At 58.5% G+C, this 16,750-nt stretch carries 11 protein-coding genes, 1 pseudogene and 1 riboswitch; of the genes and pseudogenes, 10 read left to right on the forward strand and 2 right to left on the reverse strand.

What is annotated here, in order from left to right; all coding sequences use genetic code 11:
* Positions 1 to 5: 5 nt before the first annotated feature.
* The 8 genes and pseudogenes from ACQZ51_RS05360 to ACQZ51_RS05395 all read left to right on the forward strand — a co-directional run bounded on the left by ACQZ51_RS05360 (position 6) and on the right by ACQZ51_RS05395 (position 9,730).
* Positions 6 to 947, forward strand: a complete 942-nt coding sequence (locus tag ACQZ51_RS05360; protein ID WP_448776582.1) for an asparaginase — start codon at positions 6 to 8, stop codon at positions 945 to 947.
* A 66-nt stretch (positions 948 to 1,013) separates the two neighbouring features.
* The gene (locus tag ACQZ51_RS05365) at positions 1,014 to 3,353 is read left to right on the forward strand and encodes a glucose/quinate/shikimate family membrane-bound PQQ-dependent dehydrogenase (RefSeq protein WP_448775815.1); all 2,340 of its coding nucleotides are present in this window, start codon (positions 1,014 to 1,016) and stop codon (positions 3,351 to 3,353) included.
* A 154-nt stretch (positions 3,354 to 3,507) separates the two neighbouring features.
* A riboswitch (cobalamin riboswitch) is annotated at positions 3,508 to 3,731 on the forward strand.
* A gap of 273 nt (positions 3,732 to 4,004) precedes the next feature.
* Positions 4,005 to 4,949 (forward strand): annotated as a pseudogene (locus tag ACQZ51_RS05370) (ABC transporter substrate-binding protein); the annotation flags it as partial.
* 3 nt (positions 4,950 to 4,952) lie between these two features.
* On the forward strand, positions 4,953 to 5,972 hold the full coding sequence (locus ACQZ51_RS05375) for a FecCD family ABC transporter permease (RefSeq protein ID WP_192068035.1): 1,020 nt from the start codon (positions 4,953 to 4,955) through the stop codon (positions 5,970 to 5,972).
* Positions 5,969 to 6,733, forward strand: coding sequence for an ABC transporter ATP-binding protein (locus ACQZ51_RS05380; RefSeq protein WP_448775818.1), 765 nt, complete (start codon positions 5,969 to 5,971; stop codon positions 6,731 to 6,733). The genes ACQZ51_RS05375 and ACQZ51_RS05380 overlap by 4 nt, the downstream gene beginning before the upstream one ends.
* A 192-nt stretch (positions 6,734 to 6,925) precedes the next feature.
* A complete protein-coding gene (locus tag ACQZ51_RS05385) occupies positions 6,926 to 7,237 on the forward strand; it encodes a hypothetical protein (protein WP_448775819.1) in 312 nt (103 codons plus the stop codon).
* A 222-nt stretch (positions 7,238 to 7,459) separates the two neighbouring features.
* Positions 7,460 to 8,674, forward strand: coding sequence for an adenylate/guanylate cyclase domain-containing protein (locus ACQZ51_RS05390; RefSeq protein ID WP_448775820.1), 1,215 nt, complete (start codon positions 7,460 to 7,462; stop codon positions 8,672 to 8,674).
* A gap of 168 nt (positions 8,675 to 8,842) precedes the next feature.
* Positions 8,843 to 9,730, forward strand: a complete 888-nt coding sequence (locus ACQZ51_RS05395) for a DMT family transporter (RefSeq protein WP_042617722.1) — start codon at positions 8,843 to 8,845, stop codon at positions 9,728 to 9,730.
* Between the two features lie 5 nt (positions 9,731 to 9,735).
* Here ACQZ51_RS05395 and ACQZ51_RS05400 read toward each other — a convergent pair whose 3' ends face one another.
* Positions 9,736 to 10,638: a LysR family transcriptional regulator gene (locus tag ACQZ51_RS05400; RefSeq protein ID WP_448775822.1), complete on the reverse strand. Its 903-nt coding sequence runs from the start codon at positions 10,636 to 10,638 to the stop codon at positions 9,736 to 9,738.
* Between the two features lie 134 nt (positions 10,639 to 10,772).
* Between ACQZ51_RS05400 and amaB the strand changes: the two genes are divergently transcribed.
* Positions 10,773 to 12,308, forward strand: a complete 1,536-nt coding sequence (amaB, locus tag ACQZ51_RS05405; protein ID WP_448775824.1) for an L-piperidine-6-carboxylate dehydrogenase — start codon at positions 10,773 to 10,775, stop codon at positions 12,306 to 12,308.
* Positions 12,309 to 12,396: 88 nt separating this feature from the next.
* Here the strand turns inward: amaB and putA are convergent, their stop codons facing one another.
* On the reverse strand, positions 12,397 to 16,080 hold the full coding sequence (gene putA / locus ACQZ51_RS05410) for a trifunctional transcriptional regulator/proline dehydrogenase/L-glutamate gamma-semialdehyde dehydrogenase (protein ID WP_448775826.1): 3,684 nt from the start codon (positions 16,078 to 16,080) through the stop codon (positions 12,397 to 12,399).
* A gap of 154 nt (positions 16,081 to 16,234) precedes the next feature.
* On the opposite strand from putA, the gene ACQZ51_RS05415 reads away from it, so the two are divergent.
* Entirely contained in the window at positions 16,235 to 16,705 is a 471-nt protein-coding gene (locus tag ACQZ51_RS05415) for an Lrp/AsnC family transcriptional regulator (protein ID WP_448775827.1), read from the forward strand.
* Positions 16,706 to 16,750: the final 45 nt, after the last annotated feature.

Consider the following 16,750-nt stretch of genomic DNA (forward strand, 5'->3'; position numbering starts at 1 on the left):
CGAAAATGCGGGTGGCCGTCATCGCCACCGGCGGCACCATTGCCAGCAAACGCGGTGATGACGGCGCGGCAAGGCCCGCGCTGTCGGGTGAGGCGCTTGTGTCTGGCCTGTCGTCTGCCGATGTGCTGGTCAAGCCCGTGGAGTTGATGGCGAAGGATTCCTCCAGCCTGACGCTGTCCGATATGCAGGATATCAGCGAGGCGGTCGGCAAGGAGCTTGCCGATCCCTCCGTGGATGGGATCGTCATTCTGCATGGCACCGATTCCATGGAGGAGAGCGCTCTTCTCGTCCATCTCCAACACTATCTGACCAAACCCGTCATCTTTACCGGTGCCCAGTTCACCGCAGATCATCCGCGCTCAGATGGGCCGGGCAATCTTTCGGCCGCCATCGAAGCGAGCGTCGATCCATCCAATATTGAGAGGGGCGTCCTTGTCTGCTTCGGCGGACCGCTGTTTCCGGCATGGGGCCTCTACAAGCGCTCATCGGATGAGAGCAATGCCTTTGATCTGGCGGGCCATGTTCTCTGTCCGCAAAGCCCCGGCCTGTCCGCAAGCGTCAAAGATGTCAGAGTGGATATCGTCGCCATCTATCCGGGCTGTGATGCAACCCATATCGATGCCAGCCTGAATGCAGGCGCTGACGGTATCGTTCTGGCTGCGCTGGGCTCCGGCAATGCCAATGTGCGTATTGTTGAAGCCGTTGGCCGGTGCCGGGAGACTAAGGTTCCCGTCATCGTTTCCAGCCGGGTGCCGACGGGCATTCTCGTTGCCGGTTATGGTGGCGGCGGCGGCGGTCACGATCTGGGAGCGGCAGGCGCCATCCATTCGCAGACATTGAGAGCCGGTCAGTCAAGGATACTGCTGGCAGCGATGATTGCCTCGGAAAAGAAGGCTGCCGAAATGCTCAATGCATTCAGCGATTTCGGAAAAGTGGCCAAATCGTGATTTTTTTGGGAACCTTTCGGTAGTGGATTGTGTTTTCGGCGCGGGAGACCACGCCGGGGGCATTTTATGGCAATTACATCAACTGCAGTCATCCTGACTCTGATTGGTTTAGCAATTTTTGGCTTTGGCTCGCAGCTCGCTATGCTGGGCGGCAGTCTCTATTACGCATTGGCTGGCATCGCATTCATTGTGACCGGCGCTCTGCTGTTCAAAAGAAACAAGCTTGCGCTTCACTTCTACGCGGTCTTCGTCATTGCCACGCTCTTATGGGCGTTGTGGGAAGTCGGCTTTGACTGGTGGCAACTGGGCCCGCGCGGCGGCTTCATCATCGTGGTGGGCATGTGGCTTCTCATGCCATGGATCAGAAAGCCTCTGGGCTTTACCAGCCCCACGGGCATCTCCTACGGCGCAAACGCGGTTCCACTTTTAACTGCGGTTCTGGTTTCCGTGGGTGCAGCGGCATTTGCCATGACGCAGGACCCGCACGATATGGAAGGCGCGCTGCCCACCGACGTGGTGACCGCATCGCCTGAGTTCGGAAATCCGGTTCCCGATAATGAATGGCATCAATACGGCCGAACCTCGTATGGCCAACGCTATTCGCCGCTGGCGCAGATCAACACGCAGAATGTCGGCGATCTGAAGGAAGCCTGGCGCTACCAGACGGGCGACGTCAAATTGCCTGATGATGTGGGTGAGACAACCTATCAGGTGACTCCCTTAAAAGTCGGCAACTCGCTGTACCTCTGCACGCCGCATAATTGGGCTATCGCCATTGATGCGGCCACCGGCAAGGAAAAGTGGAAGTACGATCCGAATGCTGGCCTGAACCCGGATCGCCAGCACCAGACATGCCGTGGTGTGACATATTACGCGGATCCGGCTGCACAGGCCGGCACTGCTTGCGCACAGCGCGTCTATCTGCCGACATCAGATGCCCGCCTGATTGCGCTCGATACTTTGACTGGGCTGGTCTGTGAGGGATTTGCTGACAAGGGCACGTTGCAGCTCGCCAACGGCATGAAGTACAATCCGGCGGGTTACTATTACTCAACATCCCCGCCTGTCGTCGTCGGCAACAAGATCATCATCGGCGGTGCGGTCAACGACAATTATTCAACGCAGTCGCAATCCGGCGTCATCAGGGCGTTCGATGTCAACTCCGGCGCTTTGCTCTGGAACTGGGATTCGGGCAACCCGACACAGACAGAACCTCTCCAGCCCGGCCAGACTTACACAACGAACTCGCCGAACAGCTGGTCTATTTTCAGCGTCGATGAAGCGCTGGGTCTCGTCTACATTCCGCTTGGCAATCAGGTTCCGGACCAGCTTGGCATGGGCCGCAGCGAAAGCGTCGAGAAATACTCGTCTTCCATTGTCGCGCTCGATATCAACACGGGACAGGATCGCTGGGTGCGCCAGACTGTGCACCATGACCTCTGGGACATGGATGTTCCCGCGCAGCCCGTGTTGCTCGACATTACCAGACAGGACGGCCAGGCCGTTCCGGCTCTGGTCGGACCCACAAAACAGGGCGATATCTATGTGCTGGATCGACGCAATGGCGAGCCACTGCTGGGCATTACGGAAGAAAAGGCACCGGGCGGCGCTATCCCCGAGGATTTCACTTCGCCTACGCAACCAACATCCGCCTTGTCGTTCAAGCCGGAGCCACTGGTTGAATCGAACATGTGGGGTGTTTCCATGTTCGACCAGCTGGCTTGCCGGATCAAGTTTCATCAGCTGAACTATGAGGGCCGTTATACGCCGCCATCGCTCAATGGCTCACTTATTTATCCCGGCAATTTTGGTACGTTCAATTGGGGTTCTGTTGCTGTCGATCCGGAGCGGCAGGTGATGTTCGGCATGCCGACATACCTTGCCTTTACATCGCAGCTCGTGCCACGCGACCAGATCCCGCCAAAGGGTCAGGACGAAAAAGGCAGCGAACAGGGTCTGAACAGAAATGATGGCGCGCCCTATGGGGTGTTGATGGGACCCTTCCTCGGACCGCTCGGCATTCCATGCCAGGCTCCACCATGGGGATATGTTGCAGGTGCTGATCTGCGCACGGGTGACGTGGCTTACAAGCACAAGAACGGCACGGTTTATGACATGACGCCGCTTCCCCTGCCTTTCAAGGTCGGCGTTCCCGGCATCGGCGGCCCCATGATTACCAAGGGCGGCGTTGCCTTCCTCGGTGCGGCGGTGGACAATTATCTGCGCGCCTATGATCTCACCACGGGCAAGCAGCTTTGGGAAGGTCGTCTTCCAGCCGGTGGACAGGCTACGCCGATGACCTATGCCATGGATGATGGAAAGCAGTATGTGGTGATGGTTGCAGGCGGCCATGGCTCTGTCGGCACAAAGCCCGGTGACTATGTCATCGCCTACACGCTGCCATAAACAGCCATATTATCGATAGTTCGAGATTGAAGCCGGGAAGAGATTCCCGGCTTTTTCGTGCGATAGGATGAGCCGTGAAACATCGCAAATCAACGCTTGCAAGTCGATATGTAATAACATAACAATTATTCGACTTGACGGTATGTCGCGATTGCGTCTAACTGGTTGCGACGGTTCCAAGCGAGCAATCGTAAGGAATAATAGGGAATACGGTGAGGACTTACATCCGATGCCGTGGCTGCCCCCGCAACTGTGAGCGGATTGTCGAGCCCTATGACGCTTTTAAAGGCGTCATGCCACTGCAAAGCGATTTGCGGGAAGGTTGGGCGAAGGCGCAAATCCGTGAGCCAGGAGACCTGCCGTCATATGTTCAATCCAATTCGCGGGCGGGGATGCCCGGAACAGGAGACGTCGTGATTGCATCGAGCGCTAGCCTGCGCCTTATTCATCTGCCATGTCCCGGTTTCAGATCGTCCCGACGTCCCGTCTTTGCGGGCTGACTGTCTAAACATGTTCATACCCAGTTGCGCCTCGCGCAACTCATGACGATCGGGGACTATCGAAATGACATTACACTTCAGGCACGCCATCGGCGCTGCCATTTTCGCGGTTGCAGGCTCGTTTGCATCGCTGCCTTCTGCCCATGCGGCCCAGACGTCCTATCCTTTGACACTCAAGAATTGCGGTCGGGATGTCACCTTCACGCATGCACCTGAGCGCACCGTCTCAGTTGGACAGAGCACCACGGAAATTCTCTATCTGCTGGGCCTTTCAGATAAGGTTGTCGGCACCGCCGTGTGGATTGGCCCTGTGATCAAGGGGTATGAAGAAGCCAATGCCAAGATCGACCGGCTTGCGGATAATGACCCGAGTTTCGAGAGCGTTCTGGCCAAGAAGCCGGATCTGGTCACGGTGCAGTATCAATGGCATGTCGGCCCGGAAGGTGTGGTTGCCAAGCCGGAGCAGTTTGAAGAGCTGAAAATCCCCGTCTACACATCGCCCGCCGATTGCACCGGCAAGGACAATTCCGGCGGTGGGGATGGCGTGCGCCATTCCGTGTTCACCATGGACCTGATCTATCAGGAGGTGACTGATCTTGCGCAAATCTTCAATGTTCAGGACAAGGGCGAAAAGCTGGTGGCCGAACTGAAGGCCCGCGAAGAGGCTGCACGCAAGAAGATCGTTTCCGCCAAGGGCGAGCTTTCCGCAGTCTTCTGGTTCTCCAGCGCAGAGCTTGCAATCGACCCTTACGTTGCAGGCGAGAACGGTGCACCCGGCTATATCATGTCGGCACTCGGCATCAAAAATGTTATCGAAAGCAATGAAGAGTGGCCGACGGTTGGTTGGGAAACCATCGCCAAGGCCAACCCCACAATCGTCGTCGCGGGCAAGATGGATCGTAGGCGCTTTCCGGCAGATGATGTTGTACTCAAGCAGAAGTTCTTGAAGGAAGATCCGGTTACCAGCCTCATGCCAGCTGTCAAAGAGGGCCATATCGTAACCATGGATGCACAGGCCATGAACCCGACGATCCGCACCATCGATGGTATCGAAGTTCTGGCCGATGCTATCGTCCAGCTTGGGCTTTCCAACTAGGCCATGGGTGCCTGTTTCACCATAACCCGTGCCGTCTTGCTGGCGGCCGGGCTCCTGGGCTTGGCGCTCTGGCTCGGCGCGGCCATTGGCGAAACATCCATTTCGATGGATGTCGTTGCCAAGACGGTGGCAAACCGCGTGTTCGATGCCGGCTATCCGCTGGATGCGATCGATGAAGGCATCATCTGGAACTACCGCCTCAGTCGGGCGGTGGTTGCGGCCTGCTGCGGAGCAGCCCTTGCGTTGTCGGGCGTCGTGCTTCAGGCGCTGTTGCGGAATCCGCTGGCCGACCCTTACATTCTCGGCATTTCAGCCGGTGCATCGACGGGCGCGGTGGGCGTTGCCATTCTAGGCTTCGGCGCTGGCATGCTCACCATGCCGCTCGGCGCGTTCCTCGGTGCGCTCACAGCCTTTGCCCTCGTCAGCCTGCTGGCGTTGAGGGCTGGCAGCGGAAACAGCGCCATCATTCTGGCGGGTGTGGCGGGTTCGCAGCTTTTCAATGCCATCACTTCTTTTATCGTGACAAAGGCAGCCAATGCCGAACAGGCGCGGGGCATCATGTTCTGGCTGCTCGGCAATCTCTCTGGTGTGCGCTGGCCAGATGTGTGGCTGGCCTTGCCGGTCACGCTTATCGGCCTTCTGGTCTGCCTGTGGCATGCGCGCGCGCTGGATGCCTTTACCTTCGGCTCCGGCTCCGCTGCCTCGCTCGGCATACCGGTTCGGCGCGTCTACATCGTGCTCACCGGCATCTGCGCGCTGATGACGGCCATCATGGTCAGCATTGTCGGCTCCATCGGCTTTATCGGTCTTGTCATTCCCCATGCCGCCCGCATGATCGTCGGCGTCCGCCATGGACGACTGTTGCCCGCTGCGGCCTTGACCGGTGCCGTGTTCATGATTGCGGCAGACATCGTTTCGCGCACCATCATCGCCGGGCAGGTCCTGCCGATTGGCGTCATCACGGCGCTCTTCGGAGCCCCTGCCTTCGCGCTCATTCTCAGCCAGCGACGGAGATCGGTATGACCCTTTGCGCGCACGATCTATGCTGGTCTGCCGGTGGCGTCGATATCGTCAGAAATGTCAGTCTCGAAATCCGGCCGGGCGAATTTCTGGGCATTGTCGGGCCCAATGGTTCCGGCAAGACAAGCCTCATGTCGCTTCTCTGCGGCCTTCGAAAGGCTAGATACGGCGACGTCACGCTGGACGGCAAGCCCATGGAGAGCCTGAACCGGCAAACGATCGCACGCTCTATTGCGCTTGTTGAACAGCAAGCCGAAACGCAGGAGCGGATCAACGCCCGTCAGGCCGTGGAACTTGGCCGCACGCCGCATAAGGGTGCCCTGTCGCCATGGTCGGCGCAGGATGATGCGATTGTGGATCAGGCATTGCAGGATGTCGATGCAAAGCATCTTTCAAAGCGCATGTGGCATACACTGTCCGGGGGCGAGCGGCAGCGGCTGCACATCGCCCGCGCCTTGGCGCAAAAGCCGGATATTCTGCTTCTGGATGAGCCGACCAACCATCTCGATATCGGTCATCAGATTGCGCTGCTGCACCTTGTGCGCCAGCAGCGGCTGACGGTCGCCGCAGCGCTGCATGATCTCAACCACGCGGCCATGTTTTGTGACCGGGTGGCGGTGATGAAGGCGGGTGAGCTTGTGGCGCTTGGCAAGCCATCGACGGTCTTCACGGCTAGCCTGATCGCGGATGTGTTTGGTGTCGAAGTCGATGTGGAAGCGGGTGATGGCGACATGTGCCACATTCGCTATCGGGCTCCAAAGTAAGGGTGGCGCGGCATCTTCGAAAAGGCCTGTTGCCTTTCTCGTCCAATTCCCGCTGCCGCGCCTCTTGAATTGCACCGACGGTCTCCCACATCTCAACCAACCCGCTGGTCCGGGCCCCTCTGGTGAAAGTCTCGGCGCTTTCACGATGTCGGACCTTTTCCGACATCATCGCCGAGTGTGCAGAGGTTACGCATGATTTCCGATATTGCCGCATGGCTCATTACGCTTTTTGTCCTGAACCCCATTCAGGCAGAGGTGCAGGACCGCCTTCAGGGCGCAAATGCCTCGGCCCAATCCCTTCAGCAGTCGCAGCAATGCGTGGCCGCGCAGGGGCCCAAGCTTCTTCAGCGCGCAGGCGAAGATCCATCATGGGCCATTGCCACAATTGCGGGCTACAGCTTTGGCTGGACGTCACCCGTGCAGTTGCTGGATGCTGATGATCCGAACTGCGCCGAGTTGACGCGGCTGCTCCAATCCAGCGAGGGTGAAGAAGCCAATAGCTGAACTGCTAGTTTTTCAATGCTTGATCGGGTGAGACAAAGGTGCGTGGCACATCGCCCTGCTGCATGGGCAGCATGTTGCGAATGGCCTTCTGGCCACGCGTGCAGCCGCTTTTCGTCAGATGATTTCGTGAAAATGTTGTAAACAGAACCAAAGCAGGCCACGCTGCTGGTTCAATGCATGGTAAATGTTTTCACGCGTGCTCAATCGGGACAATCGCCCTCCATGATCCAGCAGTCCAGTCTTTCAGAGATTTTATTGTGGCTATCGCAGCAAGGCTACGAGGGCATTGAAGAGGAAAAGTTGCTGTCGGGCTTTTGCACCCGCTGCAATGAGGTCGGCATTTCGATCTCGTCTGCGCTGGTGCTGATGGATACGCTTCACCCGGATTTCGAGGGGCATGCCTTTCGCTGGGATAGCGGCGATGTGGCTGCGTCATCCAGCGTCTATGATTTTACCGATGATGGCAAAGCCCGCGAGGACTGGGAAAGCTCCGTCTTCTTCCATCTCATCAAGGAAAACTCGAACGAAGCCCGGCATCGGTTCTTCGAAGGCGGGCGCTCGACCTTTCGCAAGCTGAACGACATGATGGAAGCCGGACACACCGATTATCTGGCGACCATTCACCGCTTTACCCGTCGTGGCAGCGTGGGCGAGATGAATGCCTTTTATTCGCACTGGCTGACACGCCATGCGGAAGGCTTTCACGATGATGAGCTGGCGGCCTTGCGCATGCTGTTGCCCACGCTTGCCCTTGCCTTCAAGACGGCATGCTGCATGCGGATCATCAGCACCATCAGCGATGTCTATCTGGGACGGGATGCAGGCCGCAAGGTCATCAGCGGAACCATCACGCGCGGCGAGGTGGAAAAGATCGATGCAGTCCTGTGGTTTTCTGATTTGCGGGATTTCACTGGCATTTCCGATCGTGCCGAACCGGACCAGATCATTCCGTTTCTCAATGACTATGCGGGCGTGGTCATCGATGCCATCCATGCCCATGGCGGCAGCGTTCTGAAATTGATCGGGGACGGCATTCTGGCCATTTTCCGCGATGCCGATCAACGCTCGGGATGCGCCGCCGCGCTGGCTGCCGAGATCACCCTGCGAACCAACCTGACGGTGCTGAACCATCGGCGCAAACAGGAGGGCCTGCCCATAACGGATGTCTATCTGGGCCTGCATGTGGGTGAAGTCTTTTACGGCAATATCGGCAGCCGGAACCGGTTGGATTTTACCGTCGTCGGCCCTGCCGTCAATGTCGTCAGCCGTATCAGTGGCTTGTGCAGCTCGGTGGGTCGCGACACGGTCATGTCCCGCGAGTTCATGTTGATGTGTCCTGATGATATGCGCGACCTTATGGTCTCCATCGGGCGCTATGCTCTGCGGGGCTTTGCCCGCGCGCACGAGCTTTTCACCATCGACCCGGAAATGAGCTGACGACGCGCGCGCCTTATATTAGCAACAGGACGGTTTCGCCTGTTTTGCACCTTGTGCTGTGGGGAGGGCAGGCGTAGCGAAATTGCGGAGATCGGCATTTGCCGTGCATTGTGATTCGGACAATGTCGAACGGCCCGTCGCCCTGATCTCCATCCGGGATGGGTTGCCATGCAAAAAGGTTTTCTACTGGGGTTGCTCGCTTACGCCAGCTTTTCCTGGGGAGACGCCACTATCAAGTCGCTGGGCTCAGAGGTCAGCGTCTTCGAAATCGGCTTTTTCAGCATTCTCTCGTCCGCATCCATCATCTTCTTTTTCAAGCCCAGAGACGAGCATTGGCGTCATTTTTGGCGCATGAGCAGACCGTGGGCAGTCCATGCCCGCGCCATCTCGGGGCTGTTTGCTGGCATTCTCGGCATTTATGCCTTCACCAGCGTGCCGCTGGCGGAAGCCTATGCGCTGATCTTTCTGTCCCCGCTTTTTGTCACCATCCTGTCGGCGCTGGTGCTGAAGGAAGATATCGGGCTGTGGCGCTGGTCGGCGGTCATGGCTGGCATTGTCGGCGTCATTCTGGTCGTTCGCCCCGGCTTCAAGACCCTGGAACTTGGGCACTTCGCGGCCATTTGCGTTGCCTTTCTGGCGGGCCTCACCATTGTTCTGCTGCGCTCACTGGCAGGGCGGGAAAAGCGGACCTCCATCATGGGCGTGCTTGTTCTCTATGGCCTGATCTTCAACGGCGTCTTGATGTATCAGGATTTTCAGGTGCCGACATGGCATCAGATCGGTGCCTTCATCATCATTGGCGTCTGCACCGCCGTTGGGCAACTGACGCTGCTCACGGCAACCAAGATCGCGCCCGCTAGCCAGATCGCGCCGTCGCATTACTCGCAGATCTTATGGGCGGTTGCCATTGGCGCGTTCTTCTTTGCGGAATATCCGGATACGCTTGCCATTTCAGGTCTGGTCGTGATCGCCGCTGCCGGATTGCTGACGATGATGCGCGAGAAAATCCGGCTCGGTGTGGTGCGCTGGAACCCGTTTTTCCGAAACCGGCTCTGAACTGTTTACAGCGGTTGCCCCACCTGCTCCAGCAGCCAGTTCTGAAATGCACGCGCCAGCACATTGTCCTGCCGTCCTTCGGGCAGGGCAATGTAGTAACTGTTTTCCGTTTGCAGCGGCACATCAAACACCACCTGCAGAAGGCCGGAATTCAGTTCTGCCTCGATCAGATATCGGGGCAGAAGTGCAAAACCCAACCCGCTGATGGCGGCCTCGATGAGCATCGAAAACTGATCGAAGCGGCTGCCGCGATAGGCGCTGTCGGTGGCCAATCCATCCATCTCGAACCATTCGGTCCATAGTTTCGGGCGCGTGGAAACGTGCAGAAGCGGGCCATCCAGCATGTCAGCCCGGCGTTCCACCGGGCGGGAGGCGAGGAGAGCAGGGCTTGCGACGGGAACGATGACTTCGTTGCACAGAAAGCTGCAGGTTCCATGCGCCCAGACCGGCTGGCCGTAATGAATGGCAATATCGAAACCTTCCTCATCGAAATCGAAAGGTTGGGAGCGGGATGCGACCGTCAGCACCGTATCCGGCTGGGTGCTTAAGAATTTGTGGAGGCGAGGGGTCAGCCAGCGGCTGCCGAATGTCGGAAGCGTCGCGATGGACAGCGACGCGTTGGACGCACCTGATGTGACGGCGCGCACCATCAACTGCTCGGATTGATGCAGCAATCTTTGCACGTCCGGCAGGAATTTACGTCCGGCATCTGATAGCACTACGCGCCTGCGAATACGCTCGAACAGCAGCATGCCCGTTTGTGCTTCCAGATCGCTGATCTGGCGGCTGACGGCGCTTTGTGTCAGGTTCAGCTCTTCTGCCGCGCGCGTGAAATTTCCGTGCCTTGCCGCGCATTCGAACGCCTGCAAGGTGACGATATCAGGAACCAGCCGTCTGCGTGTGTCCATTCCAGTCTCGCATCAACAGAACCGGTTTCCTCATTTGAAAACGGCACTTGAACCCGTATATGATCTGGAAAGAGAATGAAACGGGTCTGGCCGCGCGTCAATGTCCCGTTATCTGGAACCAAGGAGCTTTTGTCATGAGCCAATCCGCAAGCAAGGTCGATGTCGTCAAGGAAGCCGGAGCACTTCTGGAAAAGATGGGCGTTACGCCGGCACTTTATCAGGGTGGCGATATGGCGTCTTTCAGCCCTGTCAGCGGCGAGGAAATCGCCCGGCTGAAAACGGTTTCCGCAAGCGACGTCTCAGCCATGGTCGAAAAGGCTGATGGAGCCTTCCGCACATGGCGTCTGGTGCCAGCGCCCAAGCGCGGCGAGTTGGTGCGGCTCTTGGGTGAAGAACTGCGTGCAGCGAAGGATGATCTTGGCCGTCTCGTGTCGCTCGAAGCCGGCAAGATTACCTCTGAAGGTCTCGGCGAAGTGCAGGAAATGATCGATATTTGCGATTTCGCAGTCGGTCTTTCGCGCCAGCTCTACGGCCTGACGATTGCGACCGAGCGTCCCGGCCACCGCATGATGGAAACCTGGCATCCCCTGGGTGTCGTCGGCGTCATCTCCGCCTTCAACTTTCCCGTTGCCGTCTGGGCGTGGAATGCGGCGCTCGCCATCGTCTGCGGTAATGCCGTCGTCTGGAAGCCATCGGAAAAGACACCGCTGACGGCCCTTGCCGTTCAGGGCATTTTCGAGCGCGCTATTGCCCGTTTCGGTGATGCGCCTGACGGTTTGAGCCAGGTCATCATTGGTGATCGCACGGTTGGCGAAACGCTGGTCGATCATCCGAAAGTGCCGCTGGTTTCGGCCACCGGTTCCACCCGCATGGGCCGCGATGTGGCCCCACGTCTGGCCAAGCGTTTTGCCCGCGCCATTCTGGAACTCGGCGGCAATAATGCCGGTATCGTCTGCCCCTCTGCCGATCTCGACATGGCGCTGCGCGCCATTGCCTTCGGGGCCATGGGAACAGCCGGTCAGCGTTGCACCACGCTTCGCCGTCTCTTCGTGCATGACAGCGTCTATGACCAGCTCGTTCCACGTCTGAAAAAGGCTTACGGTTCGGTCTCCATCGGCAACCCGCTGGAAACATCCGCGCTGGTCGGTCCGCTGATCGACAAAGCGGCCTTTGATGGCATGCAGAAGGCGCTGGAAGCGGCGAAGGCGCATGGCGGCGTCATCACCGGTGGTGAGCGTGTTGCTGATGCTGCTAAGGACACCGCCTATTACGTCAAGCCCGCGCTGGTCGAAATGCCGAAGCAGGTTGGCCCTGTTCTGGAAGAAACCTTCGCGCCGATCCTCTATGTGATGAAATACAGCGATTTCGATCAGGCCGTTGCGGACCACAATGCCGTTGCCGCTGGTCTGTCCTCGTCCATCTTCACCCGCGATCTTCAGGAAGCCGAGCGCTTCATGGCGGCTGACGGGTCCGATTGCGGCATTGCCAATGTCAATATCGGCACGTCAGGTGCTGAAATCGGCGGTGCCTTCGGTGGTGAAAAGGAAACAGGCGGCGGTCGCGAATCCGGCTCCGACGCATGGAAGGCTTATATGCGCCGTGCGACCAACACCGTGAACTATTCCAAGGCGCTGCCACTGGCGCAGGGCGTGACATTCGACATCGAATAGTTTGGCGACATCGAATAATCTGGCGACATCGAACAAGCTTTTAAAAATGACCGCTGGCGAGATTGGGTTCTCGCCAGCGGTTTTTCTTCTATCCTATCGACATCAGGCTGGCATTTCCGCCTGCTGCCGTCGTGTTGACGCTGACGGAGACTTCTTCCAGCAACCAGTTCAGATTGTAGGGCTGCTCAGCGCCTTGCAATTGCTCTGTCGTGGCGGATTGAACCAAAACCAGAGGCCCCGGAAGGCCAGCGATGCGGGTGTTGAGCTGCTGCACCCGCTCTGCGTGCCCCTCGATCAGCGCACCGGCAAACGGTCCCGCCGCTTCCCAATCGCTTGACCATGTGATGCGGGCAGCGACGCTGGATGGCAGGCCATCAAGCTCCGCGTCCAGCTTCGTTTCCCGGTCGATCACGACAGTATTTCCAGCTGCAAGGGCGGCTGCCAGCTGGCGGAAAAGCCCGCCTTTCGTCTGCGGCGCAAGCAGCACCTGACCACGCGGATGCAGCGCATAAAGATTGCGCTCACCGACAGGGCCTGCAAGTTCTGTCTCAAAGCCGAGGCCTGAAAGATCGCCAGAAGCCCGCACCACTTGCGCTGCGGCCTTGTCGCCTTTCGTGTCCAGCCGGTTGGCGAGATCGGCAATTGCCGTGTCGGGCTGCTGGCCCTTGCGCTCAACCAGAGGCGGGTTTTTGGTGAGCCGTCCCAGATAAAGCGGGCCGCCAGCCTTGGGGCCGGTGCCGGACAGGCCACGACCACCGAAGGGCTGCACACCCACGACCGCACCGATAATGTTGCGGTTGACATAGAGATTGCCAGCCTTCACCCGCGAAAGCACATGCGCGATTGTCGTGTCGAGGCGCGTGTGCAGGCCGAAGGTCAGGCCGTAGCCGGTGGCGTTGATGTCGTCTATCAACCGATCCAACTTTTCGCGTTTGAAGCGGATGACGTGCAGAACCGGGCCAAAGACTTCGCGCTTGAGATCGGACAGCGATTTCAGCTCGACGATGGTGGGCGGCACGAAGGTGCCCTTGTCCGTTTCACCGCTCGGGGTGATCTGCTCGATGGAGTTGCCAAGGGCGCGCATGGCTTTGATGTGTTTTTCGATATTGTCCTTGGCCTCCAGCGTAATCACGGGGCCTACATCCACCGATAGCTGGTCGGTTCTGCCGATGCGCAATTCGTGTAGAGCGCCCTTCAGCATGGTCAGCGTCCGGTCAGCAACATCGTCCTGAAGGCAAAGCACGCGCAGCGCCGAGCAACGCTGACCGGCGCTGTCAAAGGCGGATGCAATGACATCGGCCACGACCTGCTCTGCAAGGGCCGAGGAGTCCACGATCATGGCGTTCTGGCCACCGGTTTCTGCGATGAGCGGAATAGGGCGACCGTCGCTCGATACACGGTCAGTCAGTTGCTTCTGGATCAGACGCGCAACTTCGGTGGAGCCGGTAAACATCACGCCTGCGGTCTGGCGGGCACCCACAAGCTGGGCACCGGTTTTGCCATCGCCGGGAAGAAGCTGGACAGCATCATCGGGAACGCCCGCCTCATGCAGCATGCGAATGGCTTCTGCGGCAATCAGCGGCGTTTCTTCGGCGGGCTTTGCCAGTACCGGGTTTCCAGCAACCAATGCTGCTGCAACCTGCCCGATGAAAATGGCCAGCGGAAAATTCCACGGGCTGATGCAGACGATGGGGCCAAGCGCCTGCTGCTGGACACCGAATGTGGCGCGGGCTTCATGGGCATAGTAGCGCAGGAAATCGATGGCTTCGCGCACTTCGGCAATGGCGTTGGGTGCCGATTTTCCAGCCTCGCGCATGATGAGGCCAAGCAGGGTCGGCAATCGCTCCTGCATGACGTCAGCTGCTTTTTCGAGGCAGGCGGCGCGCTCTTTAACTGATATCTGCGACCAATTGGACGAGGCTGCGGCTTCCAGCGCCTTGGCAACGTCTTCTTCGCTCGGCTCGGTCACGGTGCCGACCACATCCGTGTGGTCGCCGGGGTTGAGAACAGAACGCGTTGTACCTGACGAAAGAGGCGAGGCTGCTTTCCATTCCATGGCGACGCTTGCGGACAAGGCTTCGCTGAGTGATGCCAGAACCATGTCATTGGCAAGATCGAGCCCTGCCGAATTGGTGCGGGTGCCGAAGAGATTGGCAGGCTTTGCGATTTTCTCGTGCTGCGCACCGGGAGCAGGCATGGCTTTCACCACGGCAACCGGATCGTCCAGAAGCTGGTCGATGGCGACATTGGGGTCTGCGATGCGGTTGACGAAGGACGAGTTCGCACCGTTTTCCAGCAACCGGCGCACGAGATAGGCCAGAAGCGTTTCATGGGTTCCAACCGGCGCATAGAAGCGGCAAGGGCGGTCGAGATTGGTTTTGCCGACGACCTCGCTGTAGAGCGGCTCGCCCATGCCGTGCAGGCACTGAAACTCATAGTCTCCGATTTTGAATTCGGGACCGGCCAGATGGTAGATCGTTGCCAGCGATTGCGCATTGTGGGTGGCAAATTGCGGGAAGACCACATCGCGGGCTGCCAGCAGCTTGGTGGCGCAGGCAATGTAGGAAACATCCGTGTGAACCTTGCGGGTAAAGACGGGGAAGTCGGTGAGGCCATCCAGCTGTGCCCGCTTGATTTCGGCATCCCAATAGGCACCCTTGACGAGGCGCACCATGATGCGGCGGTTGGACCGGCGCGCAAGATCAATGATATAATCCAGCACGAAGGGGCAGCGGCGGCTATAGGCCTGCACGACAAAGCCAAGACCGTGCCAGTTGCCAAGCTCTGTATCCAGCGCAAGGGTTTCGAGAAGGTCGAGCGAAAGCTCCAGCCGGTCAGCCTCCTCGGCATCGATGTTGAGGCCGATGTTGTAACCCTTGGCCAGAAGCATCAGGGATTTGACGCGCGGCAGAAGCTCATCCATAACACGCTGCGCCTGCGCTCTCACATAGCGCGGGTGCAGCGCAGAAAGCTTGATGGAAATGCCGGGGCCGCCATAGACGCCGCGACCGGCGGACGCCTTGCCGATGGCATGAATGGCCTGCTCGTAATCGCGGTAGTAGCGCTCGGCATCCTTGGCCGTGGTCGCTGCTTCACCCAGCATGTCGTAGGAATATTGAAAGCCCTGCGCTTCAAGCGGTTTGGAGCGGTTGATGGCTTCAGCGATTGTCTGGCCTGTCACGAACTGTTCGCCCATCATCCGCATGGCCATATCCACGCCCCGGCGGATGACCGGTTCTCCTGCGCGGGAGATCAGTTTTGTCAGTGCTGCTGAAAGACCCTTGTCGTTGACGGTGGAGGTCAGCTTGCCGGTGATGACGAGACCCCAGGTGGCGGCGTTGACGAAGAGCGAACGACCGCCGCCCAGATGCGAGCGCCAGTCGCCGGTGGCGATCTTGTCACGGATCAGCGCGTCACGGGTGGCAGCATCGGGAATGCGCAACAGCGCTTCGGCAAGGCACATCAGCGCCACGCCTTCCTGGCTGGAAAGCGAATATTCCTGCACCAGACCTTCAACACCGGTGCCCTTTGCCTTAGCGCGAAGGGCGGTGACAAGCTTGCGCCCAATGTTGCGGATCGTCGCCGCCTGTTCGGGCGAGACAGCTGCGGCCTCAAGCAAGGGTGCCAAGCATTCGGGTTCTGACCGGCGCGTCGCCTCGGTGATGGCGCGGCGAAGCGGCGTCTGCGGGCTTGTCGGTGGCGCAAAACGGGCAAAGACACCGTCTGCTGCATCGGTCTGTGGTGTGGCAAGCGCGGCGTTGTGTTCGGCCATGGGTCCGGTCCCTGATATCGGTGATGAGCGCGTGTGATCTCGACGCTCTTGTTCTGACACAATCTTACCATTGCCGGTGAAGTTGCTATGGTCCTATTTCAGCGATATATTGGGACAAAATAACTTATAATATTGGCTTTTGAAGGCAATATGGATGCCAAAACCATCTGAAACAGGCGATCTTGATCACTTCGATCTGAAGATATTGGGCGCTTTGAGCGAGGATGGGCGCATGTCCATTCTGGAATTGTCGCGGCAGGTTGGCCTGTCGAAAACGCCGTGCCAGACACGGCTGAAGCATCTGGTCGATCAAGGCTATATTCTGGGCTTCCGCGCCATGCTCAACCCGGCCAAGCTGGGGCTGGAGCATATCGCCTTCACTGAGGTCAAACTGTCGGATACGCGCGAAAAGGCGCTGGAGGATTTCAACACCGCCGTTCGCAAGATCAAGGAAGTGGAAGAGTGCCACATGATCGCGGGTGCCTTCGACTATCTCTTGAAGGTGCGCACCACCGATATCCGCAAATACAGGCGCGTGCTGGGCGAGAAAATTTCGAGCCTGCCCTGTGTCGCCAACACATCGACCTTTGTGGTGATGCAATCTGTGAAGGAAGGCGGAATATAAAAAGGCGCAGCCGTGAGGCCGCGCCTTTTTGAAGTGTCTTGTAGT

It is taken from the genome of Agrobacterium sp. CG674, from assembly GCF_053521645.1.

What these genes read in the sequence shown, in the direction of transcription:
- ACQZ51_RS05415 (WP_448775827.1), top strand. Translation starts at nt 16,235, where the DNA reads ATGCCAAAACCATCTGAAACAGGCGATCTTGATCACTTCGATCTGAAG.
- ACQZ51_RS05395 (WP_042617722.1), top strand. Translation starts at nt 8,843, where the DNA reads ATGCAAAAAGGTTTTCTACTGGGGTTGCTCGCTTACGCCAGCTTTTCC.
- ACQZ51_RS05375 (WP_192068035.1), top strand. Translation starts at nt 4,953, where the DNA reads ATGGGTGCCTGTTTCACCATAACCCGTGCCGTCTTGCTGGCGGCCGGG.
- ACQZ51_RS05385 (WP_448775819.1), top strand. Translation starts at nt 6,926, where the DNA reads ATGATTTCCGATATTGCCGCATGGCTCATTACGCTTTTTGTCCTGAAC.
- putA (WP_448775826.1), bottom strand. Translation starts at nt 16,080, where the DNA reads ATGGCCGAACACAACGCCGCGCTTGCCACACCACAGACCGATGCAGCA.
- ACQZ51_RS05360 (WP_448776582.1), top strand. Translation starts at nt 6, where the DNA reads ATGCGGGTGGCCGTCATCGCCACCGGCGGCACCATTGCCAGCAAACGC.
- amaB (WP_448775824.1), top strand. Translation starts at nt 10,773, where the DNA reads ATGAGCCAATCCGCAAGCAAGGTCGATGTCGTCAAGGAAGCCGGAGCA.
- ACQZ51_RS05390 (WP_448775820.1), top strand. Translation starts at nt 7,460, where the DNA reads ATGATCCAGCAGTCCAGTCTTTCAGAGATTTTATTGTGGCTATCGCAG.
- ACQZ51_RS05365 (WP_448775815.1), top strand. Translation starts at nt 1,014, where the DNA reads ATGGCAATTACATCAACTGCAGTCATCCTGACTCTGATTGGTTTAGCA.
- ACQZ51_RS05380 (WP_448775818.1), top strand. Translation starts at nt 5,969, where the DNA reads ATGACCCTTTGCGCGCACGATCTATGCTGGTCTGCCGGTGGCGTCGAT.
- ACQZ51_RS05400 (WP_448775822.1), bottom strand. Translation starts at nt 10,638, where the DNA reads ATGGACACACGCAGACGGCTGGTTCCTGATATCGTCACCTTGCAGGCG.